The following is an 18180-nucleotide window of genomic DNA, read 5'->3' on the forward strand; positions in this document are numbered from 1 at the left end:
CTACCTATGATGCGAATCATAGGATTTTTTTATTAAAACTCGAATTAACAGGTACGTTTTGTCTTGTTTAGTTTTCAAAGAACTTGTTTGCCACTTCAGAAGCGACTAGAACATCTTATCATATTAAAGTTATTCAAGTCAACAACTTTTTTAGATTATGTTTTTTGTTTCTTCGTCATTAGCGACGTATATTAATTTACCACCTTAAATAGGATAAGTCAATATATATTTTATCTAAATAATAAATTTTTCAATCACTACTAGTGCGGCTACACCTGGAATCCCAAGCAAACCGCTAATTCCGCTTGTCACAGGATTTATTGAAACATGAATATCGAGGCTTTCACCAAATAAATTTAAACAAAATAAAAAAAGCGCACCTGCTACAAACTTGACCCCAATAACACCTAACCACTTGAATGGTTTAGCATGAACACCTGACATAAATAAAAGTAAAACCGCAAGCAAGATTGACCCGATGACGACAACAGGTTCCATAATCCTCTCATCTCCTCTTTCATATGAATAGTACAAGCATATGAGAGGACTATGGAAAATAGACCTGCTACTTCCACTTATTTAAGCGTAAGTTCCTCTTTTTAGCTTCCCTTAGATAGAAGAAGTACTTAGCTTGAGAAATTTTTAATTCGAATAGAATATCTGGTGAAGGCTCAAAGCTATTGGCGACAAGCTTTTTTTGTCTGCTCCACTCTTCCTTTTGTCTAAAAAGCTGTTGAATTAATTTTTCATCAAATTCTTTTCGAATTGATTTTCTTCGAAGAAAACCCATGTGCCGTACTTCTCCTTCCTACATCTCGCGTCTTCCTTCTATTGCTTTTGAAAGTGTTACTTCATCCGCATACTCCAAGTCTCCTCCAACTGGAAGACCGTGTGCTATTCGTGACAACTTAATTCCCGACGGCTTTAGCAATCTGGAAATATACATCGCAGTAGCCTCTCCTTCAATATTAGGGTTCGTAGCAAGAATCACTTCGGTTACTTGGTCATCTTGTAGACGCTTTAATAAATCTGGGATTTTGATATCTTCAGGACCAATCCCATCCATGGGTGAAATAGCACCATGAAGTACATGATATAAACCGTTATATTCTTTCATTTTCTCCATTGCAATAACATCTTTAGGATCTTGTACTACACAAATAACCGACTGATCACGTCTTGTGTCCTCACAAATATAGCAGGGATCCTGATCTGTGATATGTCCACACACAGAGCAATACGTTAAATTACGTTTTGCATTCACTAGCGCCTTTGCAAAATCTAATACGACATCTTCCTGCATGCTAAGAACAAAAAAAGCCAGACGAACCGCAGTTTTCGGTCCGATTCCTGGCAATTTCATAAAGCTATCAATCAGCTTTGATATTGGTTCAGGATATTGCATCTTCAGTTATTCCCCCTAGAATAAACCTGGCATGTTCATTCCTTTAGTAAATTTACCCATCGTTTCATTTGTTAGTTCATCGATTTTTTTCAAAGCATCATTTGTAGCTGCAAGAACCAAGTCTTGAAGCATATCAATATCTTCTGGGTCTACAACTTCTTCATTAATGACCACATCAACCACTTCTTTTTGTCCATTCACTTTGACAGAGACCATACCGCCACCTGCTGTACCCTCTATTACTTTTTCAGAAAGCTCCTCTTGAGCTTTCGCCATATCCTTTTGCATTTTCTGCATTTGTTTCATCATTTTTTGCATATTTCCCATTCCACCGCGCATATTTAACATCACTCTCTTTCGTTTTATTAGTCTTTAATCTCAATTAAATCTGATCCTACTAGTTTTTTAGCTTCCGCAATGAGAGGATCTTCTCCATCAGAAGACTCGCCACCATCAGCATTTTCATCAGACTGATGATCTTTTAAAAATTCTTCTCTTATTTTACCCCATTGGGACTCAGGAACGCCAACTAATTCCACTCGCTTCCCAAGCATAGATTCTAGTGTATGCTCAAGGTTTGTTCGTACACCGCTTTTATCCTCTGCAACCATTTTACAATGAATTTCAAACTTAAATTTCAAAACAAAAGCTTGAGAAGAAGATGCAACTGGCTCACTATCATTTAATAGAGCTGCATGGGATACTTTATTTTGTTGCTTTAATAGGGCTAGTAATTCTCCCCAATGCCCTTTTATTTTCTCTAGTTCTGGTCTTTTTGCCTCTTTTAAAATTTCATGAATCCTACCTACAGGTGCTCGGTAACCATTTTTGCTACTCATTTGAGCTCTTGGGGCTTCCTTTTGTTCATTTTGAGGCTGTGACACAGGAACACCGGATGTTCTCAATCTCAATAGCTCTTGTTCCAACCTATCAATTTTATCCATCAATTCTTTTATATCTGGACTATCAGCGGACTGCCCTCCAGCTTTAGACTGACAAAGCTTAACAACAGCTACCTCAAAGAAAACTCTAGGATGATTCGTCCATTTCATTTCTTGATGACTTTTATTGAGAATTTCAACTGTCTCATACAAGAACTGAGGATCGACACGTTCGGCAAGCTCTATAAACTTGTCATCCACTTTTACCTTTTCCAAAACTCCTTCAAGATCAGGTGCCGTTTTATAAAGAAGCATATCTCTAAAGTAAAAAATCATATCTTCAATCAGCTTAGCTGCATCTTTTCCTTGCTGTAGTAATTCATTTAGTGTTTCCAAAGCAACGGAAATGTTTTTATCAAAGATAGACTCGGCAAGCTGACTAATAAAAAATTGTGAAACTGCACCTGTAATTAGGAGCGCATCATCAACTGTCAGTTGTTCACCGCTAAATGAGACTGCCTGGTCTAATAAACTTAGTGCATCCCTCATACCACCATCAGCCGCACTAGCGATAATTTCAAGTGAACCGCTTTGAACATTTAAATTCTCAGCATCTACTATCTTCTCCATTCGGCCAACAATATCTTTAGAAGTAATACGTTTAAAATCAAATCGCTGACAGCGGGATATAATCGTAAGAGGAATTTTATGAGGCTCTGTTGTTGCTAAAATAAATATACAGTGAGCAGGCGGTTCTTCTAATGTCTTCAGGAGTGCATTAAACGCCCCGATGGAGAGCATATGTACCTCATCAATAATGTATACTTTATACGTTACAGAAGAGGGAGCAAATTTCACTTTATCTCGGATATCACGGATTTCATCTACACCGTTATTAGAAGCCGCATCTATTTCAATTACATCTGATATTGAGCCTGATGTAATCCCTTTACAAGCATCACACTCGTTACAAGGTTCACTGTCAGGTGCTTTTTCACAGTTGACCGCCTTAGCAAATATTTTAGCAGCACTTGTTTTACCTGTTCCCCTCGGGCCTGAAAACAAGTAGGCATGAGAAAACTTTTTCTGCAAAAGGGCATTTTGCAATGTTTTTGTGATGTGTTCTTGTCCAACAACATCCTCAAAAACTTGAGGCCTGAACACTCGATATAAAGCTTGATAACTCACAAATACGCCCTCCTCCATTTATCATCATTTTCATTATACATGAAGGGAGTATCAATTCAAAAGCACACCTTTATTTTTCAAAAAGTCCAATTTTGTGATTTATAGTGTGATTTCTCGATTTTCCCATTATAAAATTAGATTGTTATTTGTTAATATTTATTTACAACCAAATAAGAACGAGTGTTCCTTCTGAATGTTCTTTATCTGTTTCCAATCACAAAAACCTTTTTTATTCATTTGCCAAAGAAATGACATCAGGCTATGATTTCCACAACACCAACAAAAAACTCACCTAGCTAGCTAGATGAGTTACATTTAATATTTATTTACCGTGCACCTTCTGTCGATGCGCTACCCCAAGCGTTACTTAAACAGTTAGCTCGGCTCAGGCAACCCTGCGGCACATGAGAGATTTCACTTAATGCTGCTTCCTTCCGGACCTGACATGGTTCATGAATTCCCATTGCGCAGGACCCAAACGTCAACACCACTTATTTAAGGCAGACCTTGAAGTAAACGAACCTCGAGAAGGGATTCGGCCTCGCTAGAGCGGATTGCGAGTACAGGGCACCGCTACCTCCCCGCTTAGCACGGCAAATTGAATATCAAATTGTTAGTGACGCACACATAAGTATACCTTCTTGTCACAAAAATTGCAAACAACACCCATTCATTTACCTTTCGCCTGTTTCTTTTTCTCACGAAGCTCTCTAAAGAAATGACTTAATAAATCGCTACACTCTTGTTCTAATACACCACCAACCACTTCAGCCTGATGATTCAACCGATCATCTGTTAATATGTTCATTAATGTACCTGCACAACCTCCTTTAGGATCATATGCACCGAACACCACTTTTTCCACTCTAGACAGAACAATAGCACCTGCACACATTGGGCATGGTTCAAGCGTGACATATAAAACGGCTTCTTCTAACCGCCAGCTCCCAATACTTTTGCAAGCCTCATCAATCACAAGCATTTCTGCATGCGCAATAGAACGTTGCTCTGTTTCCCTTAAATTATGTGCCCGACTGATGATTTGATCATCCAGCACTAAAACAGCACCAATCGGAACCTCACCTTTACTCCTTGCCTTTATTGCTTCTGAAATAGCTTCCTGCATAAACATTTCGTCATTATTCATCTATCTGCTCTCTTTTCATGTTTTTTAGAATGGCATTGGGGTTAACATATAATCACAATCATTTGAAAGAGGTGGCGTTTTGCCTATACATAAAACTGCTCTTCTCATTATAGACATGATTAACAACTTTGATTTCAAAATGGGTCACGTCCTGGCTGATAAAACAAAACCAATGACCAATAAAATTTTAGCCTTAAAACACCATGCTTGCAAGATGGGCTGGCCTGTTATTTATATCAACGATCATTATGATATTTGGAAAGCAGACATCAAAGCAGTGATGGATAAATGCTCCAACAACAGAAGTCGTTCAATTTTAAAAAAAATAGCTCCTTCAGGAGAAGATTACTTCTTAATTAAACCAAAACACTCTGCCTTTTATGGAACAGCGCTTGAGACACTTTTACATGAACTAGATGTTCATCAAATTATTTTAACTGGAATTGCAGGAAACATATGCGTTCTCTTTACAGCAAACGATGCCTACATGCGAGAGTTTGAACTGATTGTTCCTAAGGATTGCATTGCATCAAATGACGATAGAGATAACGAATATGCACTCACTATGATGGAGAATGTTCTCCTTGCGAAAATAACAACAGTCAATGCGTTAACCAGTGAAAATAAAACATGATTTTCATCTAGTCCTCATAAATTGTTAGCAATAACAAAGGGGGCGTTTATCATACAAATTTACGTTGTCAAAAGAGGAGACACCTTAAGTGAAATTGCGTTGCGCTTTAAAACAACTGTGAATGAAATTGTCAAAACAAACGAAATCCAGAGACCAGATCGACTTGTCGTCGGACAGACAATTGTCATTCCGATAAGAGGACAGTTTTATGAAGTGAAACAGAACGATACGCTCTATTTAATAGGAAGACGATTTAATATTCCAGTTCAAGAATTGGCACGCATTAACAGAATTCAACCAGAAGCAAGCCTACCAGTGCGATTCATGCTGTATATTCCAGAACGTCCGAAAAGAAACATAAATGCAAATGCATACATTGAGCCTCGAGGAAATCAAGTGAGCGAAAATTTAAAGCAAGCCGCAAGAGAAGCTTCTCCTTACTTAACCCATTTAGGCGCTTTTAGTTTTCAAGCAAAAAGAGATGGCACACTGCAAGAGCCACCTTTAGATAGCCTCCCACAAATCGCGACACAAAACAGAACTGTTTTAACTATGGTAATCACTAACTTAGAAGACGACAAATTTAGTGATGAGCTTGGTCGAATTCTCCTAACAAATCAGAGTGTCAAAACAACGTTCATCAATGAAATTGTGAAAGTAGCAAAAAAGTACAATTTTAAAGATATCCACTTTGATTTTGAATATTTACGCCCCGCTGACAGAAATGCTTATATTCAATTTTTAAGAGACGCTGCTGCTCGATTTAAGCAAGAGGGGTGGACAATATCCACAGCTCTCGCTCCTAAAACAAGTAGTGAACAAAAAGGGAAGTGGTATGAGGCTCATGATTATGAAGCCATTGGAAAAATAGTTAATCATGTTGTGTTAATGACCTACGAATGGGGATATAGCGGTGGGCCCCCACAAGCAGTTTCACCAATTGGTCCTGTTCGACAAGTACTTGAATATGCTTTGACCGTAATACCAGCCAATAAAATTGTGATGGGACAAAATTTATACGGCTACGATTGGACGCTTCCTTATGTTCCAGGCGGACCTTTCGCAAAAGCAATTAGCCCCCAACAAGCGATTGTACTTGCTGGAGATCATAACGCAACTATTCTTTATGATGAAACAGCAGAGGCACCTTATTTTCGTTATACAGATTTAGCTAACAAACAACATGAGGTTTGGTTTGAGGATGCTCGCTCTATTCAAGCAAAGTTCAACTTAATCAAAGAATTAAAATTAAATGGTATAGCTTATTGGAAACTCGGTCTGTCCTTCCCACAAAATTGGCTGTTATTATCTGATCAATTTAATATTGAAAAAACAACGACATCATAAGTCATACCATCCACTTCAACAAAAGGGGTATGATACAATATACATTGGTTTGACAACATTACAGATAGAGGAGATCACCTATGTATACTGCCCCTTTTATAGCAGTTGAAGGCCCAATCGGAGCTGGAAAAACAACTTTGGCTACGATGCTTTCAAACGAATTTCAATATACGTTAATGAAAGAAATTGTAGAAGAAAACCCATTCCTTGATAAATTTTATGAAGATATGGATCAATGGAGCTTTCAGCTTGAGATGTTCTTTTTATGCAATCGTTTTAAACAACTAGAAACGATTCAACAAGAATATATGAGACAACATCGACCAGTTGTAACGGATTATCATGTCTATAAAAATATAATTTTTGCAGAGAGAACATTATCAAAAGACCACATGGAGAAATATAGAAAGATCTATACATTGTTGACAGACGATCTGCCTAAACCAAATTTATTGATTTATATAAAAGCAAGCCTTCCTACTCTCATAAAAAGAATTCAAATGCGTGGTCGCTCATTTGAAGAAGAGATTGAGTCATCTTATTTAGAAAACTTAATTGAAGATTATGACACGGCGATTGAGCATCTAAAACGCACTCAACCAGGGCTTCCTATTATTACAATCGAAGGTGATGATACTGATTTCGTTTCTTCACAACAAGATTACCAGCAAATTGTACAGAAGATAAAGGAGCAAACACTATGACAAATTTACAGATACCAAAGAATGCAGTTATTACAATCGCTGGGACTGTCGGGGTTGGAAAGTCTACGATGACAAAAGCGCTTGCGGACAAGCTAGGATTCCAAACTTCTCTGGAAAAAGTAGATGACAATCCATACTTAGAACCCTTCTATTCAGATTTTCAGCGTTGGAGTTTTCATCTGCAGGTTTATTTTCTTGCGGAGCGCTTTAAAGAACAAAAACGTATTTTTGAATCAGGTGGCGGCTATATACAAGATCGTTCTATTTATGAAGATACAGGAATATTTGCTAAAATGCATGCTGATAAAGGAACCATGTCTGAAATAGATTATGAAACCTATACGAGTCTTTTTGAAGCAATGGTGATGACACCTTTCTTCCCTCATCCAGATGTTTTAATTTACTTGCATGGAGATTTAGACAATATCTTAAACAGAATTGAAGAACGAGGAAGAGAAATGGAAACACAAACTGATCGTTCATACTGGGAAGAGATGTACAACCGATATAGCGAATGGATTGAAAAATTCGATTTATGCCCTGTGATTAAAATTAATATTGAGGATTATGATATACTGCGCGATGAACGTTCACTTGAGCCAATTCTTGATGAAATTGCTTGTATCATTCAAAAAAATCGTTCTTAAGACAATAAAAAAACCGCTACATTAAAGAATGTAGCGGTTTGACAATTTCCAATTTTTTATGCTAGCGTTTTAATTCGACTAAGGTAAATATCAATATGGCGGAGGAAGAGGGATTCGAACCCCCGCGGGCTTTGACACCCCTGTCGGTTTTCAAGACCGATCCCTTCAGCCGGACTTGGGTATTCCTCCGTATCGACAAGAATTAATATATCATACCATTCAACCACAAGTCAACATCTTTCCGTAAAAATATTTTATAGGTGAAAAAATCTTCTTAAACAAAAAAGACAGCCCAAGCCGTCCTTCTTTTTTATGATTGTGTTTCTAGTTCTTTTATGAATTTATTCATATCTTCTTTAAAGTCGTTTAATGATTCGATAATTTTAGTGAAGTCCGTTACTTGTTTTGCTTGCTCATTCGTTGAACTACTAACTTGTGATATATTTTCAGAAAGTGTCCCAATACTATCTTGTATCTCTTTCAAAAATATATTGATTGTTTCTGCCGCTTCCTTAGAACCATCTGATAATTTTCGAACTTCATCAGCTACAACTGCAAAGCCTTTTCCGTTTTCACCTGCTCTTGCAGCTTCAATGGCTGCGTTTAGACCTAAGAGATTCGTTTGTCTAGCGATACCACCAATGGTTTTCACTACTTCTTCAATATTGGAGGATTTTTCTTCAGCTCTACCAGCTTGTTCACTAATTTCTAAACTTGTCGCTGCAAGTTGCTGTGAATGGGCTGCAATTTGTTCAATTCCGCCTTGCAGTTCCTTAGTCACTTTATTGATATGTTCCATATAGCCACCTAGTCTCTTCTCACGATGTAGTGAGTACGCGACTAAAAATGCGCCAATCACGTTTCTGTCTTCATCAAAAATCGGAAAACCTTTTACAGCAACTTCATGACCATATACAGACTCGGGTAAACGACCTACATATTCCAATCCTTTTAATGTTGTCGCAGCATTTTGATCATCTGGATTAAGAGGATCTCCTGCTTTCAATCCAAAATCAATCGTTTCTGCTGGATAGTAGCAAAGTATCTTCTCTGTGTCTGTTATGCCAAATAGGATACTGTCATCTAGTACTTTTCTAATTAAGGGTGCCATTTCTATGTAATAGTCAAGTCTATTCAAAGTTATTCCTTCTTTCCTAGAAGAATTTAGTCTTTTTATCGGCTATTTAGGAGAAAACTGTAGAGAATTTAGGAAAAAAGAATAAGATGCCTCATCGGCATCTTACTTCATCACATCTTTATTACCCATATAAGGGCGTAGTACTTCTGGAATGATTACCGTACCATCTTCTTGTTGATAGTTTTCTAAAATGGCAGCAACTGTTCTTCCCACTGCAAGTCCAGACCCATTTAACGTGTGTACATGTTCAGGTTTTGCCTTTTGCTCTGGGCGGAAGCGAATGTTTGCACGTCTTGCTTGAAATGCTTCAAAGTTACTGCAAGAAGAAATTTCACGATACGTATTTTGGCTAGGAATCCATACTTCGATATCGTATTTCTTTGCAGCTGTAAAGCCCAAATCTCCAGTACACATGCTCATCACGCGATATGGAAGTTTTAACAATTGCAAAACCTTCTCTGCTTGATTGGTTAGTTTTTCGAGTTCTTCATAAGAATCCTCTGGTTTCACGAATTTCACCAGTTCAACTTTGTTAAATTGGTGCTGACGAATCAACCCACGCGTATCTCTTCCTGCAGAACCAGCCTCTGATCTAAAACAAGCACTGAAAGCAGCGTAATTAATTGGTAGCTGATCTCCATCTAAAATCTCATCTCGGTGCATATTCGTAATTGGAACTTCTGCTGTTGGGATTAAGAAATAATCTTCCTCCCTAATTTTAAATGCGTCTTCTTCAAACTTCGGAAGTTGACCTGTGCCTGTCATACTTGCTCTATTTACCATATAAGGCGGTATCACTTCGGTAAATCCATACTCATCTACATGCAGGTCTAACATAAAGTTGTAAAGCGCTCTCTCTAAACGTGCTCCTAGGCCTTTATAAAATACAAAACGGCTCCCTGTTACCTTGCCCGCACGTTCAAAATCTAGCATATTTAATTCGTCTGCCACATCCCAATGTGGTTTAGGTTCAAATGAGAAAGCTGGCTGTTCTCCCCATTTGCGTACTTCAACATTATCGTCCTCTGTCTCACCCACGGGTACAGAGTCATGAGGTATGTTTGGAATTGAGTACAGAATGGTTTGAAGGCTTTCTTCCACAGTTCTCAGCTCATCATCTAATTTTTTGATGTCATCACCAACATCACGCATTTCTTTAATGATAGCATCTGCGTTTTTCTTTTCTCGTTTTAAAACAGCAATTTGTTGTGACACTTCATTTCTTCGGCTCTTTAATTCTTCCGTTTTCCCAATAAGTTCTCTTCTTTTCTGGTCTAGTTCTCCAAATTTGTCGAAATCGGTTAAATCTTCGCCTCTATGCGCTAATTTTTCCTTGACTTGATCAAAATCAATGCGTAATTGCTTAATGTCTAACATATGATCAACTCTCCTTTTTTGTCGAAAAAAAAAGAGCCCTCATCCCCATGAAAGGGACGAGAGCTCTCGCGTTGCCACCCTGATTGAAAACATTATAAAAATGCCTTCCTCTTTCATCCATAACGGCACAGCCGTAAACGCCTACTCCTTTTGTTTCAGCATTTCGCTCAAGGATGGATTCAGATAGCATCTTTCGCCGATTCTCACCAACCATCGGCTCTCTGAGAAAGAGGGGCTTCTTACTGTTTCCTGTCAACGCTTTTTCGATCTTTTATTGTGACTATAATGTACTATAAGTTTTGTCTCTTTTCAACCGTTTTATACAGCTTGTTTCTGCTTATATTCTTTCACCATGTTCACAAATAACTCAGTGAGCCGATGATCATCGGTTAGTTCAGGATGGAAAGAGCATCCCAACATGTTTCCTTCCCTCGCTGCAACAATTCTGCCCTCATACTCTGCCATAATTTCAACGCTTGGTTCAGCACTGATGATATGAGGCGCGCGAATGAAAATACCTGTGAATGCTGAGTCCAATCCTTTGATATTTAATTCTGCCTCGAAGCTATCCACTTGTCTACCAAATGAATTACGTGCGACGGATACACTCAATAGTCCAAGGTGTGCATCAGCTCTGCCTTCAATGTGTTTTGCAAGTATGATTAAACCTGCACATGTTCCAAAAAGGGGCTTACCTTGGGCAGCAAACTCTTTGAGCGGGCCAATCAATTGGTACGTATCCATTAGCCTTCTCATGGTTGTGCTTTCTCCTCCTGGCAAAATGAGGCCATCTATACGTTCTAATTCGTCCGCTCGTTTAATGACCTTACCTTCGGCCCCGCAAGCTTTAATGGATTGGATATGTTCTCTTACTGCTCCTTGAAGCCCAAGTACACCTATTGTTAACATGTTCTTTGCTCTCCTTACTTACCAGCCGCGTTCTTGCATACGCTGTTCTGGCAGTAAATTTGAAATCTCGATCCCTTTCATCGCTGTTCCTAGCTCTTTCGATAAATCAGCAATCAAACGATAATCTGTATAGTGTGTTGTTGCTTCAACAATAGCTTTTGCAAATTTCGCTGGATTGTCTGATTTGAAAATTCCTGAGCCAACAAATACACCATCCGCGCCAAGTTGCATCATTAATGCCGCATCCGCCGGTGTAGCTACACCGCCTGCTGCAAAGTTGACGACTGGCAATTTGCCAGCTTTTTTAATTTGAAGCAATAATTCATACGGTGCGCCCAAATTTTTCGCTTCTGTCATTAACTCATCTTCACTCATCGAAGCAACTTTACGAATCTGAGCATTTACCTTTCTCATATGTCGTACAGCTTCAACGATGTTCCCTGTTCCTGGCTCACCTTTTGTGCGAAGCATCGATGCCCCTTCAGCAATACGTCTTGTCGCTTCACCTAAATCGCGACAACCACAAACAAAAGGTACAGTATATTCATTTTTATTTAAATGGAATTCCTCATCTGCGGGCGTAAGCACTTCACTTTCGTCAATGTAATCAACCCCAAGTGCTTCAAGAACACGAGCCTCTACGATATGGCCGATACGTGCTTTGGCCATAACCGGAATGGTCACTGCATTTTTGACCTCTTCTACGATTCTTGGATCAGCCATACGTGCAACACCGCCTGCGGCACGAATATCAGCTGGTACACGCTCTAATGCCATAACAGCTACTGCTCCTGCTTCTTCTGCAATTTTAGCTTGTTCTGCATTGACGACATCCATGATGACGCCACCCTTTTGCATTTCTGCCATTCCACGTTTAACTCGTTCAGTTCCCTTATTGCTCACTATCGTTTCCTCCCATTAACATATTAAGTAATTGATTCAACATCTCTATCATACAAGGTATTTCATATAACAATAAAGGGAAGAGTATAACAATTTGAATTAATTCAAAAAACACAAAACATAAGATAAATCCACTGTAACACTGATTTTCAGAAAACATATAAAGATATATTTCTAGGCTATTGATAAAAAACTTCATTAAAATGTTATAATACATGTATAACAATTAACTTAAAGGTATAACAATATATACTTCAAGGAGGGCTGTTCATGCATATTGATATTCATCGTCATTCAGATAATTCTCTCTCAAATCAAATCTATTATTCGATCATCGATCATATCCAATCAGGATTGCTTCAAAGAGGAGATAGACTGCCAACTGTGCGTAATTTAGCAAAACAGTTAGACGTTAGTCTAGTGACTGTTGCAAAGGCATATACAAAGCTAAAAGATGATGAATACCTGACGGCTGTTCAAGGAAAAGGAACGTTTGTTGCTGAGATATACGAGCGCCAAGATGATACGGCCGAATTTTCCACCCCTTCTTTCGATTGGCAGCTCTCTATTCCAGATTATTTACCAAGATCGCAATTTGCCCAATATCACTATGTAGAAGAGGCGATTAATCTTTCCTCTTCTATGATAGATCCAGGTCTTTTACCTAATCGTTATTTAGAAAAAGAAATGCAGCAGGTGCTCTCGCAAAATCCGCAAATCATGTCACAATATGGAGAAATACAAGGTGATCTCCAGCTCCGAAGGGTCATTAGTGATTTTTTAGAAAAACTTGAGGTTCCTTCTACACCTGAAAATATACTGGTGACGAGTGGGTCTCAGCAGGGACTTGACCTTATCGCCAGAACCTTTGTCGGACCAGGGGATGTCGTTGTCATGGAGGCTCCTACTTATCCAGGGGCTATTGATGTATTCATGGGTAGAGGTGCAAGAATTATCACGGTTCCTGTTGATCATGAAGGAATGAATATCAAACAGCTTCAAAGTATCTGTGATAAATATAAACCAAAATTGATATACACCATTCCAACGTTCCATAGCCCAACAGGCGCAAGCATGACAATGAAACGCCGAAAACAACTACTCTTATTGGCCCAAAGCATTGATTGTATCATCGTTGAAGATGATCCATATCGAGAACTCTATTTCGATAAGAAACCCCCTGCGCCTATTAAAAGCCTTGATCATGATGGGCATGTCATTTACTTAAGGGGTTTAAGTAAAACCTTGGCACCTGGTTGTAGAATAGGAATTGTCACCACATCTGGTTCGATATTCAATCGACTTTTAGCAGCAAAGGCAAACAATGATCTAGGAAGCCCATTACTCACACAAAAAGCCATTCTGCCGTTTCTGACCTCCAAGAAAATGATTGATCATACGAAAAAGCTGAGAACTGCTTTAAAGGTAAGACGTGACTTAATGATTGATGTTCTCACAAAACACGCACCTACAGAGGTAACTTGGCAACTACCTCAAGGCGGGCTGAATTTGTGGCTGAATTTCCCTGCTCGGCTTGATACACGCGTATTACTGCTAGAAGCGCGCAAACAGCAAATCACGTTCCTTCCCGGGTCTGTATGCTATCCAGGTGAGCCAGAACAGAACTATATTAGATTAAGCTTTTCTTATGTGAATGAAAAAGCACTGAAAGAGGGCGTTCAAAAGCTTTGTAACATTTTTAAAAACGAGCTATCATTGCCTCAAAATAATAAACAGTCTCCATTACATTTCTAAATATAAAAAAACTGCTCTCGTTCATCCAACGAGAGCAGTTTTTTATTAGAACCAACCTTTTACTGTATCAACAATACCGCCCCAAAGACCTGCGAAAAATCCGCCTACACCACGCATTGCAAGCACAAACCAGTTGGCTTTTTCATCGCTTGTTTTTGTTACAAGCTCAACACCTGATTGATCTTTGTTTAAGTATCCATAATCCTTCTCTTCACCTTGATAAGAAGTGGTTAATGTTCCGACTTTCGCTCCTTTTTTTACAGGAGCCTCTAAGTTCTTTTTGTCTAAATTGACTTTTGCTTTATAACTTTTCTCGTCACCGTTCTTTACAGGGACAGAGAAAACGTCTTTTGTGACAATCGCAATTTCTTTGTCTTTCCCCTTGTCGACTTCGATATTTTCATGCCCTTTGATTTGTTGCCCTTTTTTGTACATTTCCTTCATTGTGAAGTTTTTAAAAGCATAATCAAAGAGTTGTTTTGCTACATCGAATCGAGCTGTATGGAGTTTTCCTTTTGCATTAAGAATGACTGCAATGACACGCATGTCACCTCGTTTTGCTGTACCAGTAAAGCTTGAGCCAGCTGAATCTGTAGAACCTGTCTTTAATCCATCTACCCCTTCATACTCCTCAACAAGACCTTTCAGCATAAAATTCCAGTTTGGCATGTCCATTTCATCATCTGTACCTTCTCTAAACTTCGTTTTCGCGATGCTCGAGGTTTCAAGAATTTCAGGATAATCTTTAATGAGGTGCTGAGCGAGTAGTGCCATATCCTTTGCGGACACTTCACTTTCTTCATTAGGACCTGTACCCTTTGGCTGTTTGCCATGTAAATCTTTGTTTTCTAAACCTGTTGCATTCACAAACTTATAATTTGTTAAGCCTAATTCTTTTGCTTTTGCGTTCATTTTTTCAACAAATTTTGACTCTGAGCCTGCAATGACTTCAGCAAGTCCAATTGCTGCTGCATTTGCTGAATAGATAGCTGTCGCTCGATAAAGTTCTTTGACAGTATATGAACCATCTCTTCTTAGGGGTACGTTAGACAGACTACGATCTTGAGAAATTTCATATACGTAGTCATCTGGTGTATACGTTTGATCCCATTTGACTTTTCCTTCTGCGATGGCTTCAAGTAATAGGTATTCTGTCATCATCTTTGCCATACTGGCGATTGGAAGTCTTTGATCTTCGTTCTTACTGTAAAGAATTTTTCCTGTAGAAGCTTCGATAAGGATGGCGGCCTTCGCATTCACATTAAACGGGTCTTCTGCCGCTTTAGCCTTAGACATTGGGGCCAAAGCAGAGATGATCAATGTCAGTGCAAAAATAGAGACCATAAGCTGTTTCAATATCTTGCTGTTCAATCGTCATACCTCCGTATTCATCATAATTCGACGTTTTTCATTTATATTTAATCCACAAGGGTATATTCCAACACAACATTATAAATTTTATCACATTAAAGAGAAAAAAAATAGACAGAGTCATAGACCCTGTCAAATGTAATTTGATTGTCACAATTTATCTAGAAATTGTGTAGTTTGGTGATTCTTTAGTGATTTGCACATCATGTGGGTGACTCTCACGAAGACCTGCACCAGTCATTCTAATGAATTGTGCTTCTTCTCTTAAGGTGAGTAGATCCTTTGTTCCACAATAGCCCATACCGGAGCGAATGCCACCAACTAATTGATACACTGTATCAACCACTGGTCCTTTGTATGGTGTACGTCCTTCAATACCTTCTGGAACGAATTTTTTATTATCTTCTTGGAAATAACGATCTTTACTTCCTTTTTCCATTGCAGCGACGGACCCCATACCGCGGTATACTTTAAAGCGTCTACCTTGATAAATTTCAGTATCTCCTGGGCTTTCTGATGTACCAGCAAGGAGACTTCCTAGCATTACTGCATGTCCACCTGATGCTAGAGCTTTTACAATATCTCCTGAATATTTAATTCCACCATCTGCAATAATAGATTTACCATGCTTTCTTGCTTCCGTGGCACAATCATAAATGGCAGTAATTTGTGGAACACCTACTCCTGCAACAACACGTGTTGTACAGATAGAACCTGGTCCAATTCCGACTTTTACAATGTCTGCACCTGCTTCGATCAATGCTTTTGTTGCTTCAGCAGTTGCAACATTTCCTGCAATGATATTAAGCGTAGGGTAAGTTTCACGAATTTTCGCCACTGTGTTTAATACGCCTTGAGAATGACCATGTGCTGTATCAATAACAATCACGTCAACATTGGCTTCTACAAGTTTTTTCACACGAGTTATTGTATCACCAGTTACACCAACTGCTGCACCAACAATTAAACGACCATGCGCATCTTTAGAGGAGTTAGGGAATTCAATTACTTTTTCAATGTCTTTAATTGTGATAAGACCTTTAAGTTTGCCTTCATCATCTAAAAGAGGTAATTTTTCGATTTTGTATTGTTGCAAAATCTTTTCTGCTTCTTCGAGTGTCGTTCCAACAGGAGCAGTCACAAGTTCTTCTTTTGTCATCACATCACAAATTTTCATGGAGTAATTAGAAATGAAACGAAGGTCACGGTTTGTAATAATTCCGACAAGTTTTTGATCTTCTTCATTATCTACAATCGGCACACCAGAGATACGGTATTTACCCATTAAATGCTCCGCATCAAATACTTGATGTTCAGGTGTCAGGAAGAATGGATTCGTAATAACACCACGTTCTGAACGTTTTACTTTATCGACTTGTTCTGCCTGTTGCTCAATCGACATATTTTTGTGAATGATACCAAGACCACCTTGGCGAGCCATTGCAATCGCCATTTGTGACTCAGTAACAGTGTCCATTCCTGCACTGATAATTGGGATATTTAGCTTTAATGTACTTGTTAATTCCACTGATAAATTGACATCACGTGGAAGAACCTCAGACTTTGCTGGTACGAGCAAAACATCGTCAAACGTCAAACCTTCTTTTGAAAATTTACTTTCCCACATTAGTAAATCCCCCTCTTTTCGGCAAAATATTATATGTAGATTATCAAGTAGGAAAGAGCATGTCAAGGAACGGAGAAACAGTTGCAATTTTTAGAAAATATAAAGAGAGTAGAGGATGATGATGAAAAGTTCAGGATGGAAGGATTTAAAACGCTTTTATTCGCTAGAAACTTCCCAAAAGTTTCTATATCAGCAATACGAAAAAAGAGGCATTCAAAATCCAAATCAGCAATCATTTAAAAACTGCGAAAGGTTTATTTACTTTCTTAAACATGGACATACCTTCTATCTGCAAGCAGCGAAAGCACCATTAGAGCTAAAGCCCATATTACTGTTTTACGGAATGGCACAGCTCCTAAAAGCTTGTCTACTCACTGCGGATCCAGAATATCCTTCACAGACATCAGTATTGGCTCATGGCGTGACTTCAAGAAAAAGAAAGAAGCAACATTATCGTTTTAGTGAAGATGAAGTGAAAATCCAAAGAAACGGTCTTTGTATGCATGTACTTAAGCATTTATTTCAGTTAAAAGGTCTTGAGGATGAGCGGTTTTCAATGATGAATCTGCTCTCTAAAATACCTGAAATGGGTCATATTCTTCGTTTTCAACAACAGCCAACTGCCTTGGTAGAGATCAAACAAGCAAACGGAATTGTCATTAATGAACATGTACCTTTATTATACAACATGTCACCTGACCGCTTTATTGAATATATCGAATTCCACACGAATTGGAAGCTAAAAAATAGAGAGCCCCAGACTTTGATTTTCGATGCTTTTAAAGAGGAGAATCCTGCATTTGCGACACATATACATTATGACTTAGAAATCAATCAATGGTTTATCCCTTCAAAACGGGATTCATTTTTGTCATTACCTGAGATTGTGAGCCACTATTTATTAACTTATAACTTAAGTATGATTGCCCGATATGAAACGGAGTGGTGGTATGAACTATTGTCTCAGTACATCAGTGATGATTATGTCATGATTGAACGATATATGGAAATTGCTGAAATGAAGTTTCCTACGTATATTATGCTACTTTTAGAAGAAAAAACAAAAAAGATCAGTTCCGACTGGAACTGATCTAAACAAGCATGGCGGCGTCCTACTCTCACAGGGGGAGACCCCCAACTACCATCG

Annotated in this window: 17 protein-coding genes, 1 tRNA gene, 1 other RNA gene, 1 pseudogene and 1 other annotated feature; of the genes and pseudogenes, 6 read left to right on the plus strand and 14 right to left on the minus strand. The window is 38.5% G+C overall.

The genetic code is table 11. From position 1 onward, the window contains the following. Positions 1-234: 234 nt before the first annotated feature. From ACQKEZ_RS19085 to tadA, 7 genes are all read right to left on the minus strand, one after another. On the minus strand, positions 235-498 hold the full coding sequence (locus tag ACQKEZ_RS19085) for a pro-sigmaK processing inhibitor BofA family protein (protein ID WP_427303537.1): 264 nt from the start codon (positions 496-498) through the stop codon (positions 235-237). Between the two features lie 67 nt (positions 499-565). Beyond that, complete coding sequence (locus ACQKEZ_RS19090) at positions 566-790, minus strand: YaaL family protein (RefSeq protein WP_427303539.1); 225 nt, start codon at positions 788-790, stop codon at positions 566-568. An 18-nt stretch (positions 791-808) separates the two neighbouring features. Beyond that, the gene (gene recR / locus ACQKEZ_RS19095; protein ID WP_113768807.1) at positions 809-1405 is read right to left on the minus strand and encodes a recombination protein RecR; all 597 of its coding nucleotides are present in this window, start codon (positions 1403-1405) and stop codon (positions 809-811) included. Between the two features lie 15 nt (positions 1406-1420). Further along, positions 1421-1744: a YbaB/EbfC family nucleoid-associated protein gene (locus tag ACQKEZ_RS19100; RefSeq protein ID WP_427303560.1), complete on the minus strand. Its 324-nt coding sequence runs from the start codon at positions 1742-1744 to the stop codon at positions 1421-1423. A 26-nt stretch (positions 1745-1770) separates the two neighbouring features. Further along, entirely contained in the window at positions 1771-3474 is a 1704-nt protein-coding gene (gene dnaX / locus ACQKEZ_RS19105; protein ID WP_427303541.1) for a DNA polymerase III subunit gamma/tau, read from the minus strand. Between the two features lie 329 nt (positions 3475-3803). After that, positions 3804-4068, minus strand: an RNA gene (gene ffs / locus ACQKEZ_RS19110) — signal recognition particle sRNA large type. A 76-nt stretch (positions 4069-4144) separates the two neighbouring features. Continuing rightward, positions 4145-4621, minus strand: coding sequence for a tRNA adenosine(34) deaminase TadA (tadA, locus tag ACQKEZ_RS19115; RefSeq protein ID WP_427303543.1), 477 nt, complete (start codon positions 4619-4621; stop codon positions 4145-4147). A 79-nt stretch (positions 4622-4700) separates the two neighbouring features. Between tadA and ACQKEZ_RS19120 the strand changes: the two genes are divergently transcribed. From ACQKEZ_RS19120 to ACQKEZ_RS19135, 4 genes are all read left to right on the plus strand, one after another. Beyond that, the gene (locus tag ACQKEZ_RS19120) at positions 4701-5255 is read left to right on the plus strand and encodes an isochorismatase family cysteine hydrolase (RefSeq protein WP_427303544.1); all 555 of its coding nucleotides are present in this window, start codon (positions 4701-4703) and stop codon (positions 5253-5255) included. A gap of 30 nt (positions 5256-5285) precedes the next feature. Then, positions 5286-6602 carry a glycosyl hydrolase family 18 protein gene (locus ACQKEZ_RS19125; protein WP_427303562.1) on the plus strand — a complete coding sequence of 439 codons (1317 nt, stop codon included), beginning with the start codon at positions 5286-5288 and terminating at the stop codon, positions 6600-6602. An 80-nt stretch (positions 6603-6682) separates the two neighbouring features. Beyond that, complete coding sequence (locus tag ACQKEZ_RS19130; protein WP_427303546.1) at positions 6683-7306, plus strand: deoxynucleoside kinase; 624 nt, start codon at positions 6683-6685, stop codon at positions 7304-7306. Continuing rightward, positions 7303-7953, plus strand: a complete 651-nt coding sequence (locus tag ACQKEZ_RS19135; protein ID WP_427303547.1) for a deoxynucleoside kinase — start codon at positions 7303-7305, stop codon at positions 7951-7953. The genes ACQKEZ_RS19130 and ACQKEZ_RS19135 overlap by 4 nt, the downstream gene beginning before the upstream one ends. Before the next feature lie 96 nt (positions 7954-8049). Here ACQKEZ_RS19135 and ACQKEZ_RS19140 read toward each other — a convergent pair. The 5 genes and pseudogenes from ACQKEZ_RS19140 to pdxS all read right to left on the minus strand — a co-directional run bounded on the left by ACQKEZ_RS19140 (position 8050) and on the right by pdxS (position 12280). After that, positions 8050-8142, minus strand: a tRNA-Ser gene (locus ACQKEZ_RS19140). A 121-nt stretch (positions 8143-8263) separates the two neighbouring features. Beyond that, a pseudogene (locus tag ACQKEZ_RS19145) lies at positions 8264-8596 on the minus strand (methyl-accepting chemotaxis protein); the annotation flags it as partial. A 597-nt stretch (positions 8597-9193) separates the two neighbouring features. Next, entirely contained in the window at positions 9194-10468 is a 1275-nt protein-coding gene (gene serS, locus ACQKEZ_RS19150; RefSeq protein ID WP_427303548.1) for a serine--tRNA ligase, read from the minus strand. A 49-nt stretch (positions 10469-10517) separates the two neighbouring features. Continuing rightward, positions 10518-10733 (minus strand) — a binding site (T-box leader). A 53-nt stretch (positions 10734-10786) separates the two neighbouring features. Beyond that, positions 10787-11377 carry a pyridoxal 5'-phosphate synthase glutaminase subunit PdxT gene (pdxT, locus tag ACQKEZ_RS19155; protein ID WP_427303550.1) on the minus strand — a complete coding sequence of 197 codons (591 nt, stop codon included), beginning with the start codon at positions 11375-11377 and terminating at the stop codon, positions 10787-10789. Between the two features lie 18 nt (positions 11378-11395). After that, complete coding sequence (gene pdxS / locus ACQKEZ_RS19160) at positions 11396-12280, minus strand: pyridoxal 5'-phosphate synthase lyase subunit PdxS (protein WP_427303552.1); 885 nt, start codon at positions 12278-12280, stop codon at positions 11396-11398. Positions 12281-12550: 270 nt separating this feature from the next. Here pdxS and ACQKEZ_RS19165 point away from each other — a divergent pair, with 270 nt between their 5' ends. After that, positions 12551-14035 carry a PLP-dependent aminotransferase family protein gene (locus ACQKEZ_RS19165; RefSeq protein WP_427303554.1) on the plus strand — a complete coding sequence of 495 codons (1485 nt, stop codon included), beginning with the start codon at positions 12551-12553 and terminating at the stop codon, positions 14033-14035. 45 nt (positions 14036-14080) lie between these two features. Here the strand turns inward: ACQKEZ_RS19165 and ACQKEZ_RS19170 are convergent, their stop codons facing one another. Both ACQKEZ_RS19170 and guaB read right to left on the minus strand, forming a co-directional pair. After that, the gene (locus ACQKEZ_RS19170) at positions 14081-15406 is read right to left on the minus strand and encodes a serine hydrolase (RefSeq protein WP_427303556.1); all 1326 of its coding nucleotides are present in this window, start codon (positions 15404-15406) and stop codon (positions 14081-14083) included. Between the two features lie 157 nt (positions 15407-15563). Beyond that, positions 15564-17033, minus strand: a complete 1470-nt coding sequence (guaB, locus tag ACQKEZ_RS19175) for an IMP dehydrogenase (RefSeq protein WP_427303558.1) — start codon at positions 17031-17033, stop codon at positions 15564-15566. A 121-nt stretch (positions 17034-17154) separates the two neighbouring features. Here guaB and ACQKEZ_RS19180 point away from each other — a divergent pair, with 121 nt between their 5' ends. Further along, positions 17155-18123 (plus strand): YaaC family protein, encoded by a 969-nt coding sequence (locus tag ACQKEZ_RS19180; RefSeq protein ID WP_427303564.1) that lies wholly within the window; start codon positions 17155-17157, stop codon positions 18121-18123. Positions 18124-18180 lie beyond the last annotated feature (57 nt).

It is taken from the genome of Bacillus sp. NPDC077027 (assembly GCF_050269555.1).
Classification (GTDB): Bacteria; Bacillota; Bacilli; order Bacillales; family Bacillaceae; genus Bacillus.

Excerpts from the sequence above, each read along its gene's own strand:
- ACQKEZ_RS19085 (WP_427303537.1), bottom strand. The coding sequence starts at position 498 with ATGGAACCTGTTGTCGTCATCGGGTCAATCTTGCTTGCGGTTTTACTT.
- ACQKEZ_RS19090 (WP_427303539.1), bottom strand. The coding sequence starts at position 790 with ATGGGTTTTCTTCGAAGAAAATCAATTCGAAAAGAATTTGATGAAAAA.
- recR (WP_113768807.1), bottom strand. The coding sequence starts at position 1,405 with ATGCAATATCCTGAACCAATATCAAAGCTGATTGATAGCTTTATGAAA.
- ACQKEZ_RS19100 (WP_427303560.1), bottom strand. The coding sequence starts at position 1,744 with ATGCGCGGTGGAATGGGAAATATGCAAAAAATGATGAAACAAATGCAG.
- tadA (WP_427303543.1), bottom strand. The coding sequence starts at position 4,621 with ATGAATAATGACGAAATGTTTATGCAGGAAGCTATTTCAGAAGCAATA.
- ACQKEZ_RS19130 (WP_427303546.1), top strand. The coding sequence starts at position 6,683 with ATGTATACTGCCCCTTTTATAGCAGTTGAAGGCCCAATCGGAGCTGGA.
- ACQKEZ_RS19135 (WP_427303547.1), top strand. The coding sequence starts at position 7,303 with ATGACAAATTTACAGATACCAAAGAATGCAGTTATTACAATCGCTGGG.
- serS (WP_427303548.1), bottom strand. The coding sequence starts at position 10,468 with ATGTTAGACATTAAGCAATTACGCATTGATTTTGATCAAGTCAAGGAA.
- pdxT (WP_427303550.1), bottom strand. The coding sequence starts at position 11,377 with ATGTTAACAATAGGTGTACTTGGGCTTCAAGGAGCAGTAAGAGAACAT.
- ACQKEZ_RS19165 (WP_427303554.1), top strand. The coding sequence starts at position 12,551 with ATGCATATTGATATTCATCGTCATTCAGATAATTCTCTCTCAAATCAA.
- guaB (WP_427303558.1), bottom strand. The coding sequence starts at position 17,033 with ATGTGGGAAAGTAAATTTTCAAAAGAAGGTTTGACGTTTGACGATGTT.
- ACQKEZ_RS19180 (WP_427303564.1), top strand. The coding sequence starts at position 17,155 with ATGAAAAGTTCAGGATGGAAGGATTTAAAACGCTTTTATTCGCTAGAA.